This is a genomic window from Streptomyces sp. NBC_01446, from assembly GCF_026340095.1.
Classification (GTDB): Bacteria; Actinomycetota; Actinomycetes; order Streptomycetales; family Streptomycetaceae; genus Streptomyces; species Streptomyces aureus.
Map to the genome: position 1 here is coordinate 5019120 of NZ_JAPEPO010000001.1, position 13728 is coordinate 5032847.

The following is a 13728-nucleotide window of genomic DNA, read 5'->3' on the forward strand; positions in this document are numbered from 1 at the left end:
GATACGTGTCCCACTCAGCGGACGGATATCGACCACATGGTGAGATCACACTCCGGGATCCCGGACGGGAATCGATACGATGACCCCATGGTTCTTCACGACGTGAGCGACAAGACGCCGGGCATGCTGCTCGTGGCGCGCCTCCACGTCGACCTGTGCCGCCTCGCCAGCGCCATCTGTCCCGATTCCTGACGCGTCCCCCGCACTGCTTCGCAGGCTTCGGGCCGCTGCGGCGGACCCAGTCCGCCGGTCCGACGTGTCGTGGGCACCGCTGCTTCAGCGCACGCCAAAGCCCTTCCGTACCCTCCCCTGCTACTGGAGTCCAGCCATGGCCATCGAGGTCCGCATCCCGACCATCCTCCGCACCTACACCGACGGCCAGAAGTCCGTCGAGGGCAGTGGAGACACGCTCGCCGAGCTCTTCGCCGACCTCGAGACCCGTCACACGGGCATCCAGGCCCGCATCGTGGACGGAGAGCAGCTGCGCCGCTTCGTGAACGTCTACCTGAACGACGAGGACGTCCGCTTCCTCGACGGCATCACCACCAAGCTCACCGACGGCGACAACGTCACGATCCTGCCGGCCGTGGCCGGCGGCATGGCCTGATCGGGATGCGGTACGACTCCCCGCTCGCCGCGGTCGGCAACACGCCCCTGGTGCGGCTGCCGCGGCTCTCGCCGTCCGAGGACGTACGGATCTGGGCGAAGCTCGAGGACCGCAACCCGACCGGCTCCATCAAGGACCGCCCCGCGCTCCACATGATCGAGCAGGCCGAGAAGGACGGCCGGCTCACCCCCGGCTGCACCATTCTGGAGCCGACCTCGGGCAACACCGGCATCTCGCTGGCCATGGCGGCCCGCCTCAAGGGCTACCGCATGGTGTGCGTCATGCCGGAGAACACGTCGCAGGAGCGCAGGGACCTGCTCGCCATGTGGGGCGCCGAGATCATCCCGTCGCCCGCGGCGGGCGGCTCCAACACCGCCGTCCGCATCGCCAAGGAACTGAGCGCGCAGCACCCGGACTGGGTGATGCTCTACCAGTACGGCAACCCGGACAACGCCGGCGCCCACTACGCGACGACCGGCCCCGAGATCCTCGCCGACCTGCCCTCCGTCACGCACTTCGTGGCGGGCCTCGGCACGACGGGCACTCTCATGGGCGTCGGCCGCTACCTGCGCGAGCAGAAGCCGGACGTCAAGATCGTCGCCGCGGAGCCGCGCTACGACGACCTGGTCTACGGCCTGCGCAACCTCGACGAGGGCTTCGTCCCCGAGCTGTACGACGCCTCCGTCCTGACCACCCGCTTCTCGGTCGGCTCCGCCGACGCGGTGACCCGCACCCGTGAACTCCTCCAGCAGGAGGGCATCTTCGCGGGCGTCTCCACGGGAGCGGCCCTGCACGCGGCGATCGGCGTCGGCCGCAAGGCGGTCGCGGCCGGAGAGCCCGCCGACATCGTCTTCGTGGTCGCCGACGGCGGCTGGAAGTACCTGTCGACCGGCGTCTACACGGCGGCCACGACGGAAGAAGCGATCGAGACGCTGCACGGCCAGCTCTGGGCGTGAGCACGAATCGTCGAAGCGGGGGCCGGGCCGGCAGCAGTACGGCCCGGCCCCCGCTCGCACGTAAGCCCACTCTCACGTAAGCCCGCTTCTACGTAAGCCCGTTTTCGCTCAGGCCCGCTTCTGCGCAAGCCGCTGTCACGTAAGCCCGCGGGCACGTCAGCCGGCTCTCACGTCACCCCGCAAGATGCCGGACCTGGTCCCAGACCACCGGGTCCAGCACCCCGGCCCTGCGCCGGAAGTCACCCACGGGAACCTCGCGGAGTTCATCCGTCTCCAGGAAGCTCGGCCTGCCCTGCGCGTCGCCCACGGAGCCCGGCGGCAGCGCGATCACCCCGGCCCGCTCGTCGTGGTACTTGCTGGTGATCTTCGCAACGCGCGCCTGCCGCCGGCGCACCGTCAGCACGAGGCACGGCCGGTCCTTGGCCTGCCTCTCGCCCACCACCGCCCTGCCTGACGCGCTACGCGCGGCCCCTTTTGACGCCGGCGCGTCCTCGTACGGCACCAGCGCCCACCAGATCTCGCCCGGCTGCGGCCGCGCACCCGGTCCGCGGGGCCCCCGTGGCGGGCGGGTCCGGCCGCCGGGCCGACGGTGCCCGCGCCCCCACCCGTCGACGAGCGTCGCGACGAGCGCGAGCAGCAGCACCGCGGCGAGCGCGAGCCACCATGACGTGTCCATACGGAAGACGGTACCGGTGGCACCCGCGCGACGCCGCACCTGACGCACGCCCCCCGAACCGGTGACAGCACAGGTGAGTTCTCCCACAACGGCCCACGACGGAGGAGCGACCGGCCCTTTTGCGCCTTACGCTCGACGGACCGCTCGACCCCTCTTCCTTCTGCTCCCCACCCGCTCTCTGACTGCCAGCGCGGAGGTTCCGGCTCTTATGAAGCTCACCGTCGTCGGCTGCTCGGGGTCGTTCCCGTCCGCGGATTCGGCCTGCTCGAGCTACCTCGTCGAGGCCGACGGCTTCCGGCTGCTACTCGACATGGGCAACGGCGCCCTGGGCGAGTTGCAGCGCCACTGTGGTCTCTACGACCTCGACGCGATCTTCCTCAGCCATCTGCACGCCGACCACTGCATCGACATGTGCGGCTACTTCGTGGCGCGCTACTACCGCCACGACGGCGGCCGCTGCGCCCCGATCCCGGTCTACGGCCCCGAGGGCACGGAACAGCGCCTCACCACGGCGTACGCGGACACGCCCTCCGCCTCCTCGATGAGTGAGGTCTTCGACTTCCACACCGTGAAGCCGGGCTGGCACGAGATCGGCCCGTTCACCGTGCGCACGGAGAAGGTGTGCCACCCCGTGGAGGCGTACGGCATCCGCGTCGAGCACGATGGCAGGTCACTCACGTACTCCGGGGACACGGGCGCGTGCGCCGTGCTCGACGAACTCGCCGCGGACAGTGACCTGTTCCTGTGCGAGGCGGCGTTCACGCACGGCAAGGAGAACATCCCCGACCTCCACCTCAACGGCCGCGAGGCGGGCGCGTCCGCGGCCAGGGCCGGCGCCCGCCGCCTCGTCCTCACCCACATCCCGCCGTGGACGGACCCCGAGGTCAACCTCGCGGACGCCCGCGCCGTGTACGCCGGACCGGCCGAACTGGCCGCGCCCGGGCGCGTGTACGAGATCTGAGCCCGGCATGACGAAGGCCCCCGGAACCGCATCGGTTCCGGGGGCCTTCGCCGTCGTGCGGGGGCCGGGGCCTACTTGCTCTCGGCCTTGAGGAGCTCGGCCAGTTCCTCGTCGGACTCACGGCCCGGCGTAGGAATGTTGAACTTGGTGATCGCGAACCGGAAGATCACGTAGTAGACCACCGCGAAGCAGAGGCCGACCAGCGCGAGCCCCAACGGGTTGGTCGCGATACCGAGGTTGAGGAAGTAGTCGACCGCGCCGGCGGAGAAGCCGAAGCCGTCCTTCATACCGAGCGCCCAGGTCAGCGCCATCGAGACACCGGTGAGCACCGCGTGGATCGCGTACAGGGCCGGCGCGATGAACATGAACGTGAACTCGATCGGCTCGGTCACGCCGGTGACGAACGCGGTGGCCGCGAGCGAGAACATCATGCCGCCGACGACCTTGCGGCGCTCGGGACGGGCGCAGTGGACGATCGCGAGGCAGGCCGCCGGGAGGGCGAACATCATGATCGGGAAGAAGCCGGTCATGAACTGGCCGGCGCTCGGGTCGCCCTGGAGGAAGCGGGCGATGTCGCCGCTCTTGCCCTCGTACGAACCGGCCTGGAACCACGGGAACGAGTTGAGCAGGTGGTGCATGCCGATCGGGATCAGCGCACGGTTGGCGACACCGAAGATGCCGGCGCCGACCGCGCCCGAGCCGACCAGCCACTCACCGAAGTTGTGCAGGCCGGTACCGAGCACGGGCCAGATGAGACCGAAGACGATGCCGATGACCAGGCCCGCGAAGGCGGAGAGGATCGGGACGAGGCGGCGGCCGCCGAAGAAGCCCGCCCAGTCGGGCAGCTTCGTCCGGTAGAACTTCTGGTAGAGCAGTGCCACGACGACGCCCATGACGACACCGCCGAGCACACCGGCGTTGACCGGCGCCGCGTTCATGACGATCTTGCCGTCGGCGACGGCGGCGACCTTCGGCAGGTTGCTGTCCGTGAAGGTGGCGAGCACCTTCTGGAAGACCAGGTAGCCGGTGACCGCCGCGAGCGCGGTGGAGCCGTCGGACTTCTTGGCGAAGCCGATGGCGATACCGACGCAGAACAGCAGCGGCATGTTGTCGAGCAGCGCACCGCCGCCCGCCGACATGTACGACGCCAGCTTGGTGATGAAGGTGGGGAACGAGTCCCTGCCGAGCATGTCGGGCTGCCCGAACCGGACCAGGAGCGCGGCGGCGGGCAGCACCGCGACCGGCAGCATGAGGCTGCGGCCGATGCGCTGCATGACAGCCATCGCGCCCGCGCCCTTCTTCTTGGCGGCCGCGGGGGCGGCACTGGCCGTGGTCACAACTTCCTCCAGTAGGCAAGGCGCCGCCCGGGGGAAAGGTGGGGACGGCGGCGTCTCGGAAACCCGGCTCTGCGGCCGCGTGGTCTACACCACTCAGTGGTGTAGACCTGTTGTAGCACGGTGAAGGTCGTATAAGGAACCCGCTCCTTCCCGGGATCCTTGTGCGCTCGGTCATATGCGACAGCGCGAAACAAAACCCCCGGACCAGGAGGTCCGGGGGCTTCGGGAGCTCGGGGCTCGGGGGAGCGGGAGTCAGGCCTTCGTGACGTCCTCGACCTGGTCCTCCGGCTCGCGGCCCGGCGTCTTCAGGTCGAACTTGGTGATCGCGAATCTGAAGATCGCGTAGTAGACCGCCGCGAAGGCCAGCCCGATCGGGATGATCAGCCAAGGCTTGGTCGCCAAGCTCCAGTTGATGACGTAGTCGATCAGACCCGCCGAGAAACTGAAACCGTCGTGCACGCCGAGCGCCCACGTCACCGCCATCGAGACACCGGTGAGAACCGCGTGGATCGCGTAGAGCACCGGTGCCACGAAGAGGAACGAGTACTCGATCGGCTCGGTGATGCCGGTGACGAACGAAGTCAGGGCGACCGACAGCATCAGGCCGCCGACCACCTTGCGCCGCTCCGGGCGTGCGCAGTGCGTCATCGCCAGACACGCGGCCGGCAGCGCGAACATCATGATCGGGAAGAAGCCCGAGGTGAACTGGCCCGCGTTCGGGTCGCCCGCCAGGAACATGTTGATGTCACCGTGCACCTCGGTGCCGTCCGGCTTCGTGTACGTACCGAACTGGAACCAGATGGGCACGTTCAGGAACTGATGCAGGCCGATCACCAGCAGCGCGCGGTTGGCGACACCGAAGATGCCGGAGCCGAGCCAGTCCAGACCCACGAGCCAGTCGCTGAAGCTCTCCAGGGCGTCACCGATCGGCGGCCAGATCCACAGACAGATCGCGGCGACGACGATGGCGACGAACGCCATGATGATCGGGACGAGACGGCGGCCGTTGAAGAAGCCCAGCCAGTCGACCAGCTTCGTGCGGTGGAAACGCTGCCAGAAGAAGGAGGCGAGCAGGCCCATGACGATGCCGCCGAAGACACCCGGATTCTGGTAGGTGTACGCCGCCACCGAATGGTCCACCGTCACCTGGCACCCCGTCGCGACCGCCTGGGAGCCCGCCGGGCAGGCCTCGGGGAACTGGCGCAGGACGTTGTAGTAGACGAGGAAACCGACGACCGCCGCGAGCGCCGTCGAACCGTCCGCCTTCTTGGCCATGCCGATCGCCACACCGATGCAGAACAGCAGCGGAAGACCGAGCGCGCCGTCGAGCAGGGCGCCACCGGCGCCGACCATCACCTTGGAGACATCCGTCCACCCCAGGCCCTGGTCACCGAAGACGTCCGGCTGGCCGAGCCGGTTGAGGATGCCTGCCGCCGGCAGTACGGCGATGGGGAGTTGGAGACTGCGACCCATCTTCTGCAGCCCCTGGAAGAGGTTGTTCCAAGGGCTGGGTTTGTAGACGGCCGCGCTGTCGGCGCTCATGGGCGTCCTCCCGGAACAAGGCGCTGGGGCAGTACGTTTGGCGGTCGTGGGAAACTGGTGTAGACCAGTTGGGGGACGGGTCGGTCGGCGCCGGCCTGTGAGGGCATGACGCCGTGATCGTCATCATTCGTCACGGGTTGCATGACCGCTCGTGAAGATGGGCCAACCGTGGGTTACCGTGACAAAGCGGGCCCATGGCGGGCCAAGAGAGAAGTCAGGGAGAACCACATGGCCACCAAGGCTGAGAAGATCGTCGCCGGGCTCGGCGGGCTCGACAACATCGAAGAGGTCGAGGGCTGCATCACCCGCCTGCGCACCGAGGTCATCGACCCCAGCAAGGTCGACGAAGCCGCCCTGAAGGCCGCCGGCGCCCACGGCGTCGTCAAGATGGGCACCGCCATCCAGGTCGTCATCGGCACCGACGCCGACCCCATCGCCGCCGACATCGAAGACATGATGTGAGCACCCGGCAACCCGCCTAGACACCACACGAAGAAGGCCCCTCACCGGACACCCGGAACGGGGCCTTCGACGTTTTCGCTAGGCTCCCCCCATGTCTCGCATCGACGGCCGCACCCCCGAACAACTCCGCCCCATCACCATCGAACGAGGGTGGAGCAAGCACGCAGAAGGCTCCGTCCTCGTCTCCTTCGGCGACACCAAGGTCTTCTGCACCGCCTCCGTCACCGAAGGCGTCCCCCGCTGGCGCAAGGGCAGCGGCGAAGGCTGGGTCACCGCCGAGTACTCGATGCTCCCCCGCGCCACCCACACCCGCGGCGACCGCGAATCCGTCCGCGGCAAGATCGGCGGCCGCACCCACGAAATCAGCCGCCTCATCGGCCGCTCACTGCGCGCCGTCATCGACTACAAGGCCCTCGGCGAGAACACCATCGTCCTCGACTGCGACGTCCTCCAGGCCGACGGCGGCACCCGCACCGCCGCCATCACCGGCGCCTACGTCGCCCTCGCCGACGCCATCACCTGGGCCCAGGGCAAGAAACTCATCAAGGCCGGCCGCCAGCCCCTCACCGGCACCGTCTCCGCCGTCTCCGTCGGCATCGTCGGCGGCATCCCCCTCCTCGACCTCTGCTACGAGGAAGACGTACGCGCCGACACCGACATGAACGTCGTCTGCACCGGCGACGGCCGCTTCGTCGAGGTCCAGGGCACCGCCGAGGCCGAGCCGTTCGCCCGCGACGAACTCAACTCCCTTCTCGACCTTGCCGTTTCCGGCTGCGCCGACCTCGCCACCGCCCAGCGCGCGGCACTCGAGGCCACCCTCCAAAGGTAAAGAGCACGCCAAGTAGGGTGCAACCCGAAAGACGCCAACCGCGTCACTACGGACGGGCGTACGGCACCTCGCCGTACGCCCGTATCCGCAACAGGGGAGGACCGCTCCATGGCCGCGCGCCCACGCCACCGTCGCCGCATCGCCGTCATAGCCGCCACCGCGGCACTCATCGCCGTACCGGCCGCCGCCGGCTGCGGCGCGCTCGACAAGGCGCTCGACTGCGTCCAGACCGCCGACTCCATCGCCGACAGCGTCAGCGACCTCCAACAGGCTGTCGAGAACGCGACGAACGACCCCGCGCAGGCCGACAAGGCGCTCGACTCCATCGACAAGAACCTCGACAAGATCGGCGACAAGACCGACAACGCCGACGTCTCCAAGGCCGTCGACGACCTCAACACCGCCGTGGGCAACGTCCGTACGGCCATCAAGAACGGCGACGGAACCCCCGACATCACCCCCGTCACCGATGCCGCCGGCGAACTGACCAAGGTCTGCACGCCCTGACACCGGCACGAGCACCGCCGCGAACACGGGCGCGATACTGGTCACCATGACCCGCCTCATCCTCGCCACCCGCAACGCCGGCAAGATCACCGAGCTCAGGGCGATCCTCGCCGACGCAGGCCTGCCCCACGACCTCGTCGGCGCGGACGCCTACCCCGACATCCCCGACGTCAGGGAAACCGGCGTCACCTTCGCCGAGAACGCCCTCCTCAAAGCCCACGCCCTCGCCAAGGCCACCGGCCTGCCCGCCGTCGCCGACGACTCGGGCCTGTGCGTCGATGTACTCGGCGGAGCGCCCGGCATCTTCTCCGCCCGCTGGGCCGGCCGCCACGGCGACGACAAGGCCAACCTCGACCTCCTCCTCGCCCAGCTCGGCGACATCGACTCCGACACCCACCGCGGCGCCCACTTCGCCTGCGCCGCGGCACTGGCCCTGCCGGACGGCACGGAGCGCGTGGTCGAGGGCCAGCTGCGCGGGGTGCTGCGGCACACCCCGTCGGGCTCGAACGGCTTCGGCTACGACCCGATCCTGCAGCCGGACGGGGAGATGCGGACGTGCGCGGAACTCACCCCGGACGAGAAGAACGCGATCTCCCACCGGGGCAAGGCATTTCGGGCGCTGGTGCCGGTGGTGCGGGAGTTGTTGGGCTGAGATGCGAAGAAGGGCGCGGCGTCGGGAACGTCGCGCCCTTCATTGCCGGTGCGGCCTGAGGGATTCGAACCCTCACGGGATTTCTCCCATCGCGCCCTAAACGCGAGGCGTCTGCCAGTTCCGCCAAGGCCGCATGGGCGCCCATGTTACGCGGTGGCATCTCGAGAACCTAGGCGGATTCGCCGCCCCGACACCAGCTGCTGGTGGTCGCGTGACAGTTGGGACACAAGTAGCGAAGGTTCTCCGGCCGGTTGTCGAGCCTGTCGCCGTTGATGTGGTCGATCTCCAGGACCAGTCGCTTGCCTTGCCATGTTTCGCCCAGACCACACTCGGCGCACAGACGTGCCCTGTCGATGTCGTCCAGCGCCCGACGCAGGAGCATTGTGCGACTACGTGGAGCGCCGGAAGGAAGCCGGACCAGAATGTCCTCGGCGTTCCTGCGGGCGGGAGAGCGCTGCCCGGAGCCGTGCCCTTGACCGGTGACGTGCTCGGTCGACAGACCGTAGGCGTCGATGCTGCGTTTGGCCTTGCTGCGCGCCGCCCCGTTGAACTCGGGGAGCCCTAGGCGGCGCATAAGGTCGGCTAAGCCATGCGAGGCGGCGACTGCTTGTGTGAACTCCTGTTCCGGAAACAGGCTGCCGTCGCGTGGGCTCCGGGGCGGCATGAAGTGGCTGGTATCGATGTTGTAGTGCCTGATCCTCCGTTTGACGTGCTGGTACGGGCCGTCCTCGGGTGGGATTCCCATGTGGGGGAACATCTCGCGGATGCTGGTGGGCCGCCTGTCCCAGGATCGCCTTCGAGTACGAGCGCTTAGGGCGCTCCGGGAGCGGCTCGTCCTGGAAGTGGGACGTGTCGATGTCGTAGTGAGCGAGTCGATGGCGCAGGTAGTTGTAGGGCTTGCTGCCTATGGGGGCGCCCACCCGGCGCATCAGGTCGACCAGGCTGGCCGATTCTTTGGCCGCCTCTGCCAGCACGCTGCGGGGGTACTTGTTCGTCACGCCTCCCTCCGCTTACGGCCCCGGTAAGTATCGGTCACGGCATGACAGTTGGGGCACAGGAGCCGAAGGTTCTGCGGCCGGTTGTCCCACCATTGACCGTTGATGTGGTCGACCTCAAGGCAGAGGGGGCGACCGTTCCACTCCGTACCGGTTCCGCAGATTGCACAGTCTTCGGCGAGCCCGTCACGTAGGAGGGCACGGCGCAGCCGTTCGCCGGGGACGCGACCGTCGTCGGGGTTACGAAGCACTAGAGCAGCCTTCGGCGCTCCCGCCCGTCGCGGAGTGGGCAGGAAGTGTGAGGTGTCGATCCCGAATTTCGCGATCCGGCGACTGATGTGTGCCTGATTTCCGCCGACGTTGCTGATTCCCAGTCGCCGCACGACGTCCTTGATGCTGTACGAGACGGCCACCACCTCGCGCAGCAACTCCTCAGTGTGCCGTTCCCACCGCTGAGGGAAGTGTGAGATGTCGATGCCCGCCTCGATCATCTTCAGCCGGATGTATCGCTTGCTGTATCGGGTCGGCTCACCCCCGCACCCCATGTCCGCGTCTCCCGAGCCGCTTCCTCCAGCAGCTCCCGCGTGTATCGCTTCTCGCCCATGTGTGCCCCTCCAGTACGGCTGTCCGTTCGTCGCCTCGTACGGGCTAACGAACCGAAAATCGGACCGTCACGCACGAAATGCGGAGCGGTCCGATCCGGGTCGGTAGGAAGGGCGAGGGAAGGTCAGAACTTCGGGGACCGGGCCTGGGACTCCACCAGTTCGGCCGCCTCCTCCTGTGTCTCCACCGACGGCGGGGAGCCCGCCAGGGGCTGTTGGGCCGTTTCCTTCATGCAGGCCACCGCGATGACGCCGACCAGGGCCGCCGCCATGGCGTAGTACGCGGGCATCATGTCCGTGCCCGTGATGCTGATCAGGGCGGTGACGACCAGGGGCGTCGTGCCGCCGAAGATCGACGCGGAGAGGTTGTAGCCGACGGAGAGCGAGCCGTAGCGGACCTGGGTGGGGAAGAGGGCCGGGAGGGCCGCCGACATGGTGCCGAGCATGCAGACCAGGGACAGGCCCAGGAGCAGCATGCCGAGCGAGACCGCCCACAGGGCGCCGTTCTTGACCAGCAGGAACGAGGGGATGGAGAGGAAGAGGAAGCCCAGCATCCCCGCCATGAGGAGCGGCTTGCGGCCGAAGCGGTCGGAGAGCCTGCCGACCTGGGTGATGACCAGCATGAGGACGACCATCGTGGCGATGAGGATGAGCAGCCCGTGGGACTCCTTGTAGCCCATCTCGTCGGACAGGTACGTCGGCATGTACGACAGGAGCATGTAGTCGGTGATGTTGTAGGCGCCGACCAGGCAGATGCACAGGATGAGTGTCGGCCAGTAGCCGCGGAAGATCTTGGCCAGGTCGCCCTTGGCGGTGGTCTCGACGTTCGAGGCGGCGTCGGACGCCCGGTGCGAGGTCTCGTCCTCGAGTTTCTGGAAGGCGGGCGTCTCGTCGAGGCGCAGCCGCAGGTAGAGGCCGACGAGGCCGATCGGGCCCGCGACCAGGAACGGGACGCGCCAGCCCCAGGACTCCATGCCTCCGCTGCCGAGGAGGGTGGTCAGGACGGTGACCAGGCCCGCCGCGCCGACGTAGCCGGCGAGGGTGCCGAACTCCAGGAAGCTGCCGAAGTAGCCGCGGCGCTTGTCGGGTGCGTACTCGGCGATGAAGGTGGAGGCGCCGCCGTACTCGCCGCCCGTGGAGAAGCCCTGGACGAGGCGGAAGAAGATCAGCAGGACGGGTGCCCAGAAGCCGATGACGGCGTAGGACGGGATGAGTCCGATGGCGAACGTGCCGATCGCCATCAGGATCATCGTCATCGCGAGGACCTTCTTGCGGCCGATCTTGTCGCCCATGGGGCCGAACACCATGCCGCCGATGGGTCGCACCAGGAACGAGACGGCGAAGGTCGCGAAGGAGGAGATCAGCTGGACCGTCGCGTTCCCGGAGGGGAAGAAGACGTGGCCGATGGTGACGGCGAGGTAGCTGTAGATGCCGAAGTCGAACCATTCCATGGCATTGCCGAGCGAGGCTGCCTTGACCGCCCGCTTCACGGCCGCCTCGTCGGTGACGGTGATGTCCGTACGCCGCAGAGGTGGATTCTTCCTGCGTTTGACGGCGCGGAAGAGGGTCCTGTGGCGTTTGACCGCCGCGGGGTCGGCGGCGGACCCGGTCTGCTCTGGGTCGAGGACGCCCGACATGGAGTGATCCCTTCTGTGGACGCGTTGTTCCACGGAATCACTTGCTCGAAGGTGGCGATCGCAAACGGAAGTCCCCTTCGAGGGGACTTCCGTCACATCTGCGCGTACCCGGGAAGGCCTGCGGTGATCCGCGGCCGGGGTCAGATTCCGAGATCCTTGATGATCTTCGCTACGTGGCCGGTGGCCTTCACGTTGTAGAGGGCGCGCTCGACCTTGCCGTCCTCGTCGACGACGATCGTGGAGCGGATCACGCCCGTCACCGTTTTGCCGTAGAGCTTCTTCTCGCCGTACGCGCCGTAGGCCTCGAGGGTCTCCTTCGAGGGGTCGCCGAGGAGGGTGACCTTGAGGTTCTCCTTCTCGCGGAACTTCGCGAGCTTCTCCGGCTTGTCGGGGGAAATGCCGATCACGTCGTAGCCGGCGCCCGCGAGGACGTCGAGGTTGTCCGTGAAGTCGCAGGCCTGCTTGGTGCAGCCGGGGGTGAGGGCGGCCGGGTAGAAGTAGACGATCGTCTTGCGGCCCTTGTGGTCGGCGAGGGAGACCTCGTTGCCGTCCGCGTCGGGCAGCGTGAAGGCGGGGGCGGTGTCGCCGGTCGTCAGTCGCTCGCTCATGGTGGGACTCCTCGTACGGGATACGGGTACGGGACCCGAGCGTAATGGGGGTGCCGTGGGGTGCGACGGCCGCCGAGCTGACAGACTGTCCACGACCAGTGCCATAACAGCGACCACGGAGGCAGCGCGGTGTCGGACACGTCGAGAACGTCGGATGCGCGGACCCCGGCGCAGATCGAGGCGGACATAAAGCGCCGTCGCGAGGCGCTGGCCGAGACGCTCGACGAGATCGGGGTGCGAGTGCACCCGAAGACGATCGTCGGTGACGCGAAGGCCAAGTTCGTCGCGAGTGTCGACCACACCGTCGGGCGGGCCTATGTGGCCGCGAACCGGCTGGTGTCGGACGTGAAGGTGCAGTTCGTCTCCGAGGAGGGCGCGCCGCGTGTGGAGCGCATCGTTCCGGTGGCTGTCGCCGTGGTCGGGCTCGCGGGACTGCTCGCGGTGACGGTGCGGCGCCGCAAGCGCTGACCCTTCCTGCGTACGGGCGTGGCCGCGGCAGGTAGGTTTCGGGGCGTGAGCGCCAACAGCGAGAAGCACAGCACCCAGCACGACAAGTTGCCCATCCGCATGCTGCACGACCGTGTGCTCGTGCGGCAGGACTCCGCCGAGGGCGAGCGGCGCAGTGGCGGCGGCATCCTGATTCCGGCGACCGCGGCGGTCGGGCGGCGCCTGGCCTGGGCCGTGGTGGTGGCCGTCGGGCAGAACGTGCGGACGGTGGAGCCGGGCGACCGGGTGCTGTACGACCCGGAGGACCTGGCCGAGGTGGAGGTGCGGGGTGTCGCGTACGTGCTGATGCGTGAGCGCGATCTGCACGCGGTGGCCGCGGACCGGTTCGAGGGTTCCCAGGATTCGACGGGCCTGTACCTGTAGGTCGCACGGCTCGTACTCATTGCGTCGCTCAAGGGTTGGTGACCGTTGTCACCAGCCCTTTTGTGCCTTCTTTGCTACCTTTGGGGGACCCCGACGAGACGCGCCGTACCGGGTATCGCAAAGACGACGCACCCCTGTTGATCCAACTGACGGAGGTGCCTGTCATGGCCTGGGTTCTTATCGTGATCGCCGGATTTCTCGAGGTCGGCTGGTCGATCGGCATGAAGTTCACGGACGGGTTCACCCGGCTGTGGCCTAGCGTTTTCACCGGCGCGGGCATCGTCGCCAGCATGGTGATGCTCTCCTATGCCGCCAAGACCCTGCCGATCGGTACGGCCTACGGCGTATGGGTGGGCATCGGTGCGGCCGGTGCGGCCGTCGTCGGCATGCTGGCGCTCGGGGAGCCGGCGACGGCGGCGCGGATCTTCTTCATCGTGCTGCTGATCGTGGCGATCGTGGGGCTGAAGGCGACGTCGGGCCACTAGAC

18 protein-coding genes, 1 tRNA gene and 1 riboswitch are annotated in these 13728 nt (G+C 68.1%); of the genes, 11 read left to right on the forward strand and 8 right to left on the reverse strand.

Annotated features, from left to right (window positions below; genetic code table 11):
• The first annotated feature begins 87 nt into the window (after positions 1–87).
• From OG456_RS50530 to OG456_RS22495, 3 genes are all read left to right on the forward strand, one after another.
• A complete protein-coding gene (locus tag OG456_RS50530) occupies positions 88–192 on the forward strand; it encodes a putative leader peptide (RefSeq protein ID WP_323136349.1) in 105 nt (34 codons plus the stop codon).
• Positions 193–328: 136 nt separating this feature from the next.
• Positions 329–607, forward strand: coding sequence for a MoaD/ThiS family protein (locus OG456_RS22490; protein ID WP_266563746.1), 279 nt, complete (start codon positions 329–331; stop codon positions 605–607).
• 5 nt (positions 608–612) lie between these two features.
• Positions 613–1563 carry a PLP-dependent cysteine synthase family protein gene (locus OG456_RS22495; RefSeq protein ID WP_266563748.1) on the forward strand — a complete coding sequence of 317 codons (951 nt, stop codon included), beginning with the start codon at positions 613–615 and terminating at the stop codon, positions 1561–1563.
• Positions 1564–1735: 172 nt separating this feature from the next.
• Here OG456_RS22495 and OG456_RS22500 read toward each other — a convergent pair whose 3' ends face one another.
• A complete protein-coding gene (locus OG456_RS22500) occupies positions 1736–2239 on the reverse strand; it encodes a type II toxin-antitoxin system PemK/MazF family toxin (protein ID WP_266563750.1) in 504 nt (167 codons plus the stop codon).
• 208 nt (positions 2240–2447) lie between these two features.
• Between OG456_RS22500 and OG456_RS22505 the strand changes: the two genes are divergently transcribed.
• The gene (locus OG456_RS22505; RefSeq protein WP_266563752.1) at positions 2448–3200 is read left to right on the forward strand and encodes an MBL fold metallo-hydrolase; all 753 of its coding nucleotides are present in this window, start codon (positions 2448–2450) and stop codon (positions 3198–3200) included.
• A 71-nt stretch (positions 3201–3271) separates the two neighbouring features.
• Here OG456_RS22505 and OG456_RS22510 read toward each other — a convergent pair whose 3' ends face one another.
• On the reverse strand, positions 3272–4537 hold the full coding sequence (locus tag OG456_RS22510) for a PTS transporter subunit EIIC (protein WP_266563754.1): 1266 nt from the start codon (positions 4535–4537) through the stop codon (positions 3272–3274).
• Positions 4538–4789: 252 nt separating this feature from the next.
• Entirely contained in the window at positions 4790–6079 is a 1290-nt protein-coding gene (locus OG456_RS22515) for a PTS transporter subunit EIIC (RefSeq protein WP_266563756.1), read from the reverse strand.
• 141 nt (positions 6080–6220) lie between these two features.
• On the opposite strand from OG456_RS22515, the gene OG456_RS22520 reads away from it, so the two are divergent.
• The 4 genes from OG456_RS22520 (at position 6221) to rdgB (ending at position 8529) form a co-directional block, all read left to right on the forward strand.
• The gene (locus OG456_RS22520; RefSeq protein WP_264484677.1) at positions 6221–6541 is read left to right on the forward strand and encodes a PTS glucose/sucrose transporter subunit IIB; all 321 of its coding nucleotides are present in this window, start codon (positions 6221–6223) and stop codon (positions 6539–6541) included.
• 91 nt (positions 6542–6632) lie between these two features.
• The gene (gene rph, locus OG456_RS22525) at positions 6633–7370 is read left to right on the forward strand and encodes a ribonuclease PH (protein WP_266563759.1); all 738 of its coding nucleotides are present in this window, start codon (positions 6633–6635) and stop codon (positions 7368–7370) included.
• 108 nt (positions 7371–7478) lie between these two features.
• On the forward strand, positions 7479–7877 hold the full coding sequence (locus tag OG456_RS22530) for a hypothetical protein (protein WP_266563761.1): 399 nt from the start codon (positions 7479–7481) through the stop codon (positions 7875–7877).
• A 46-nt stretch (positions 7878–7923) separates the two neighbouring features.
• The gene (gene rdgB, locus OG456_RS22535) at positions 7924–8529 is read left to right on the forward strand and encodes an RdgB/HAM1 family non-canonical purine NTP pyrophosphatase (RefSeq protein ID WP_266563763.1); all 606 of its coding nucleotides are present in this window, start codon (positions 7924–7926) and stop codon (positions 8527–8529) included.
• Positions 8530–8578: 49 nt separating this feature from the next.
• On the opposite strand, the gene OG456_RS22540 is transcribed toward rdgB, so the two are convergent.
• The 5 genes from OG456_RS22540 to bcp all read right to left on the reverse strand — a co-directional run bounded on the left by OG456_RS22540 (position 8579) and on the right by bcp (position 12371).
• Positions 8579–8662 (reverse strand) — tRNA-Leu (locus OG456_RS22540).
• Between the two features lie 36 nt (positions 8663–8698).
• Complete coding sequence (locus tag OG456_RS22545) at positions 8699–9274, reverse strand: HNH endonuclease (protein WP_266563765.1); 576 nt, start codon at positions 9272–9274, stop codon at positions 8699–8701.
• A gap of 249 nt (positions 9275–9523) precedes the next feature.
• Entirely contained in the window at positions 9524–10015 is a 492-nt protein-coding gene (locus OG456_RS22550; protein WP_266563767.1) for an HNH endonuclease signature motif containing protein, read from the reverse strand.
• A gap of 236 nt (positions 10016–10251) precedes the next feature.
• Positions 10252–11763 (reverse strand): glycine betaine/L-proline transporter ProP, encoded by a 1512-nt coding sequence (gene proP, locus OG456_RS22555; protein WP_266563769.1) that lies wholly within the window; start codon positions 11761–11763, stop codon positions 10252–10254.
• A gap of 140 nt (positions 11764–11903) precedes the next feature.
• Positions 11904–12371, reverse strand: a complete 468-nt coding sequence (gene bcp, locus OG456_RS22560; protein WP_266563771.1) for a thioredoxin-dependent thiol peroxidase — start codon at positions 12369–12371, stop codon at positions 11904–11906.
• Positions 12372–12500: 129 nt separating this feature from the next.
• On the opposite strand from bcp, the gene OG456_RS22565 reads away from it, so the two are divergent.
• From OG456_RS22565 to OG456_RS22575, 3 genes are all read left to right on the forward strand, one after another.
• The gene (locus tag OG456_RS22565; RefSeq protein ID WP_266563773.1) at positions 12501–12839 is read left to right on the forward strand and encodes a DUF3618 domain-containing protein; all 339 of its coding nucleotides are present in this window, start codon (positions 12501–12503) and stop codon (positions 12837–12839) included.
• A 45-nt stretch (positions 12840–12884) separates the two neighbouring features.
• On the forward strand, positions 12885–13241 hold the full coding sequence (locus OG456_RS22570) for a co-chaperone GroES (RefSeq protein ID WP_116512770.1): 357 nt from the start codon (positions 12885–12887) through the stop codon (positions 13239–13241).
• 60 nt (positions 13242–13301) lie between these two features.
• Positions 13302–13374: riboswitch (guanidine-III (ykkC-III) riboswitch) on the forward strand.
• A gap of 31 nt (positions 13375–13405) precedes the next feature.
• Positions 13406–13726 carry a multidrug efflux SMR transporter gene (locus tag OG456_RS22575; protein WP_227294972.1) on the forward strand — a complete coding sequence of 107 codons (321 nt, stop codon included), beginning with the start codon at positions 13406–13408 and terminating at the stop codon, positions 13724–13726.
• The last annotated feature ends 2 nt before the right edge of the window (positions 13727–13728 follow it).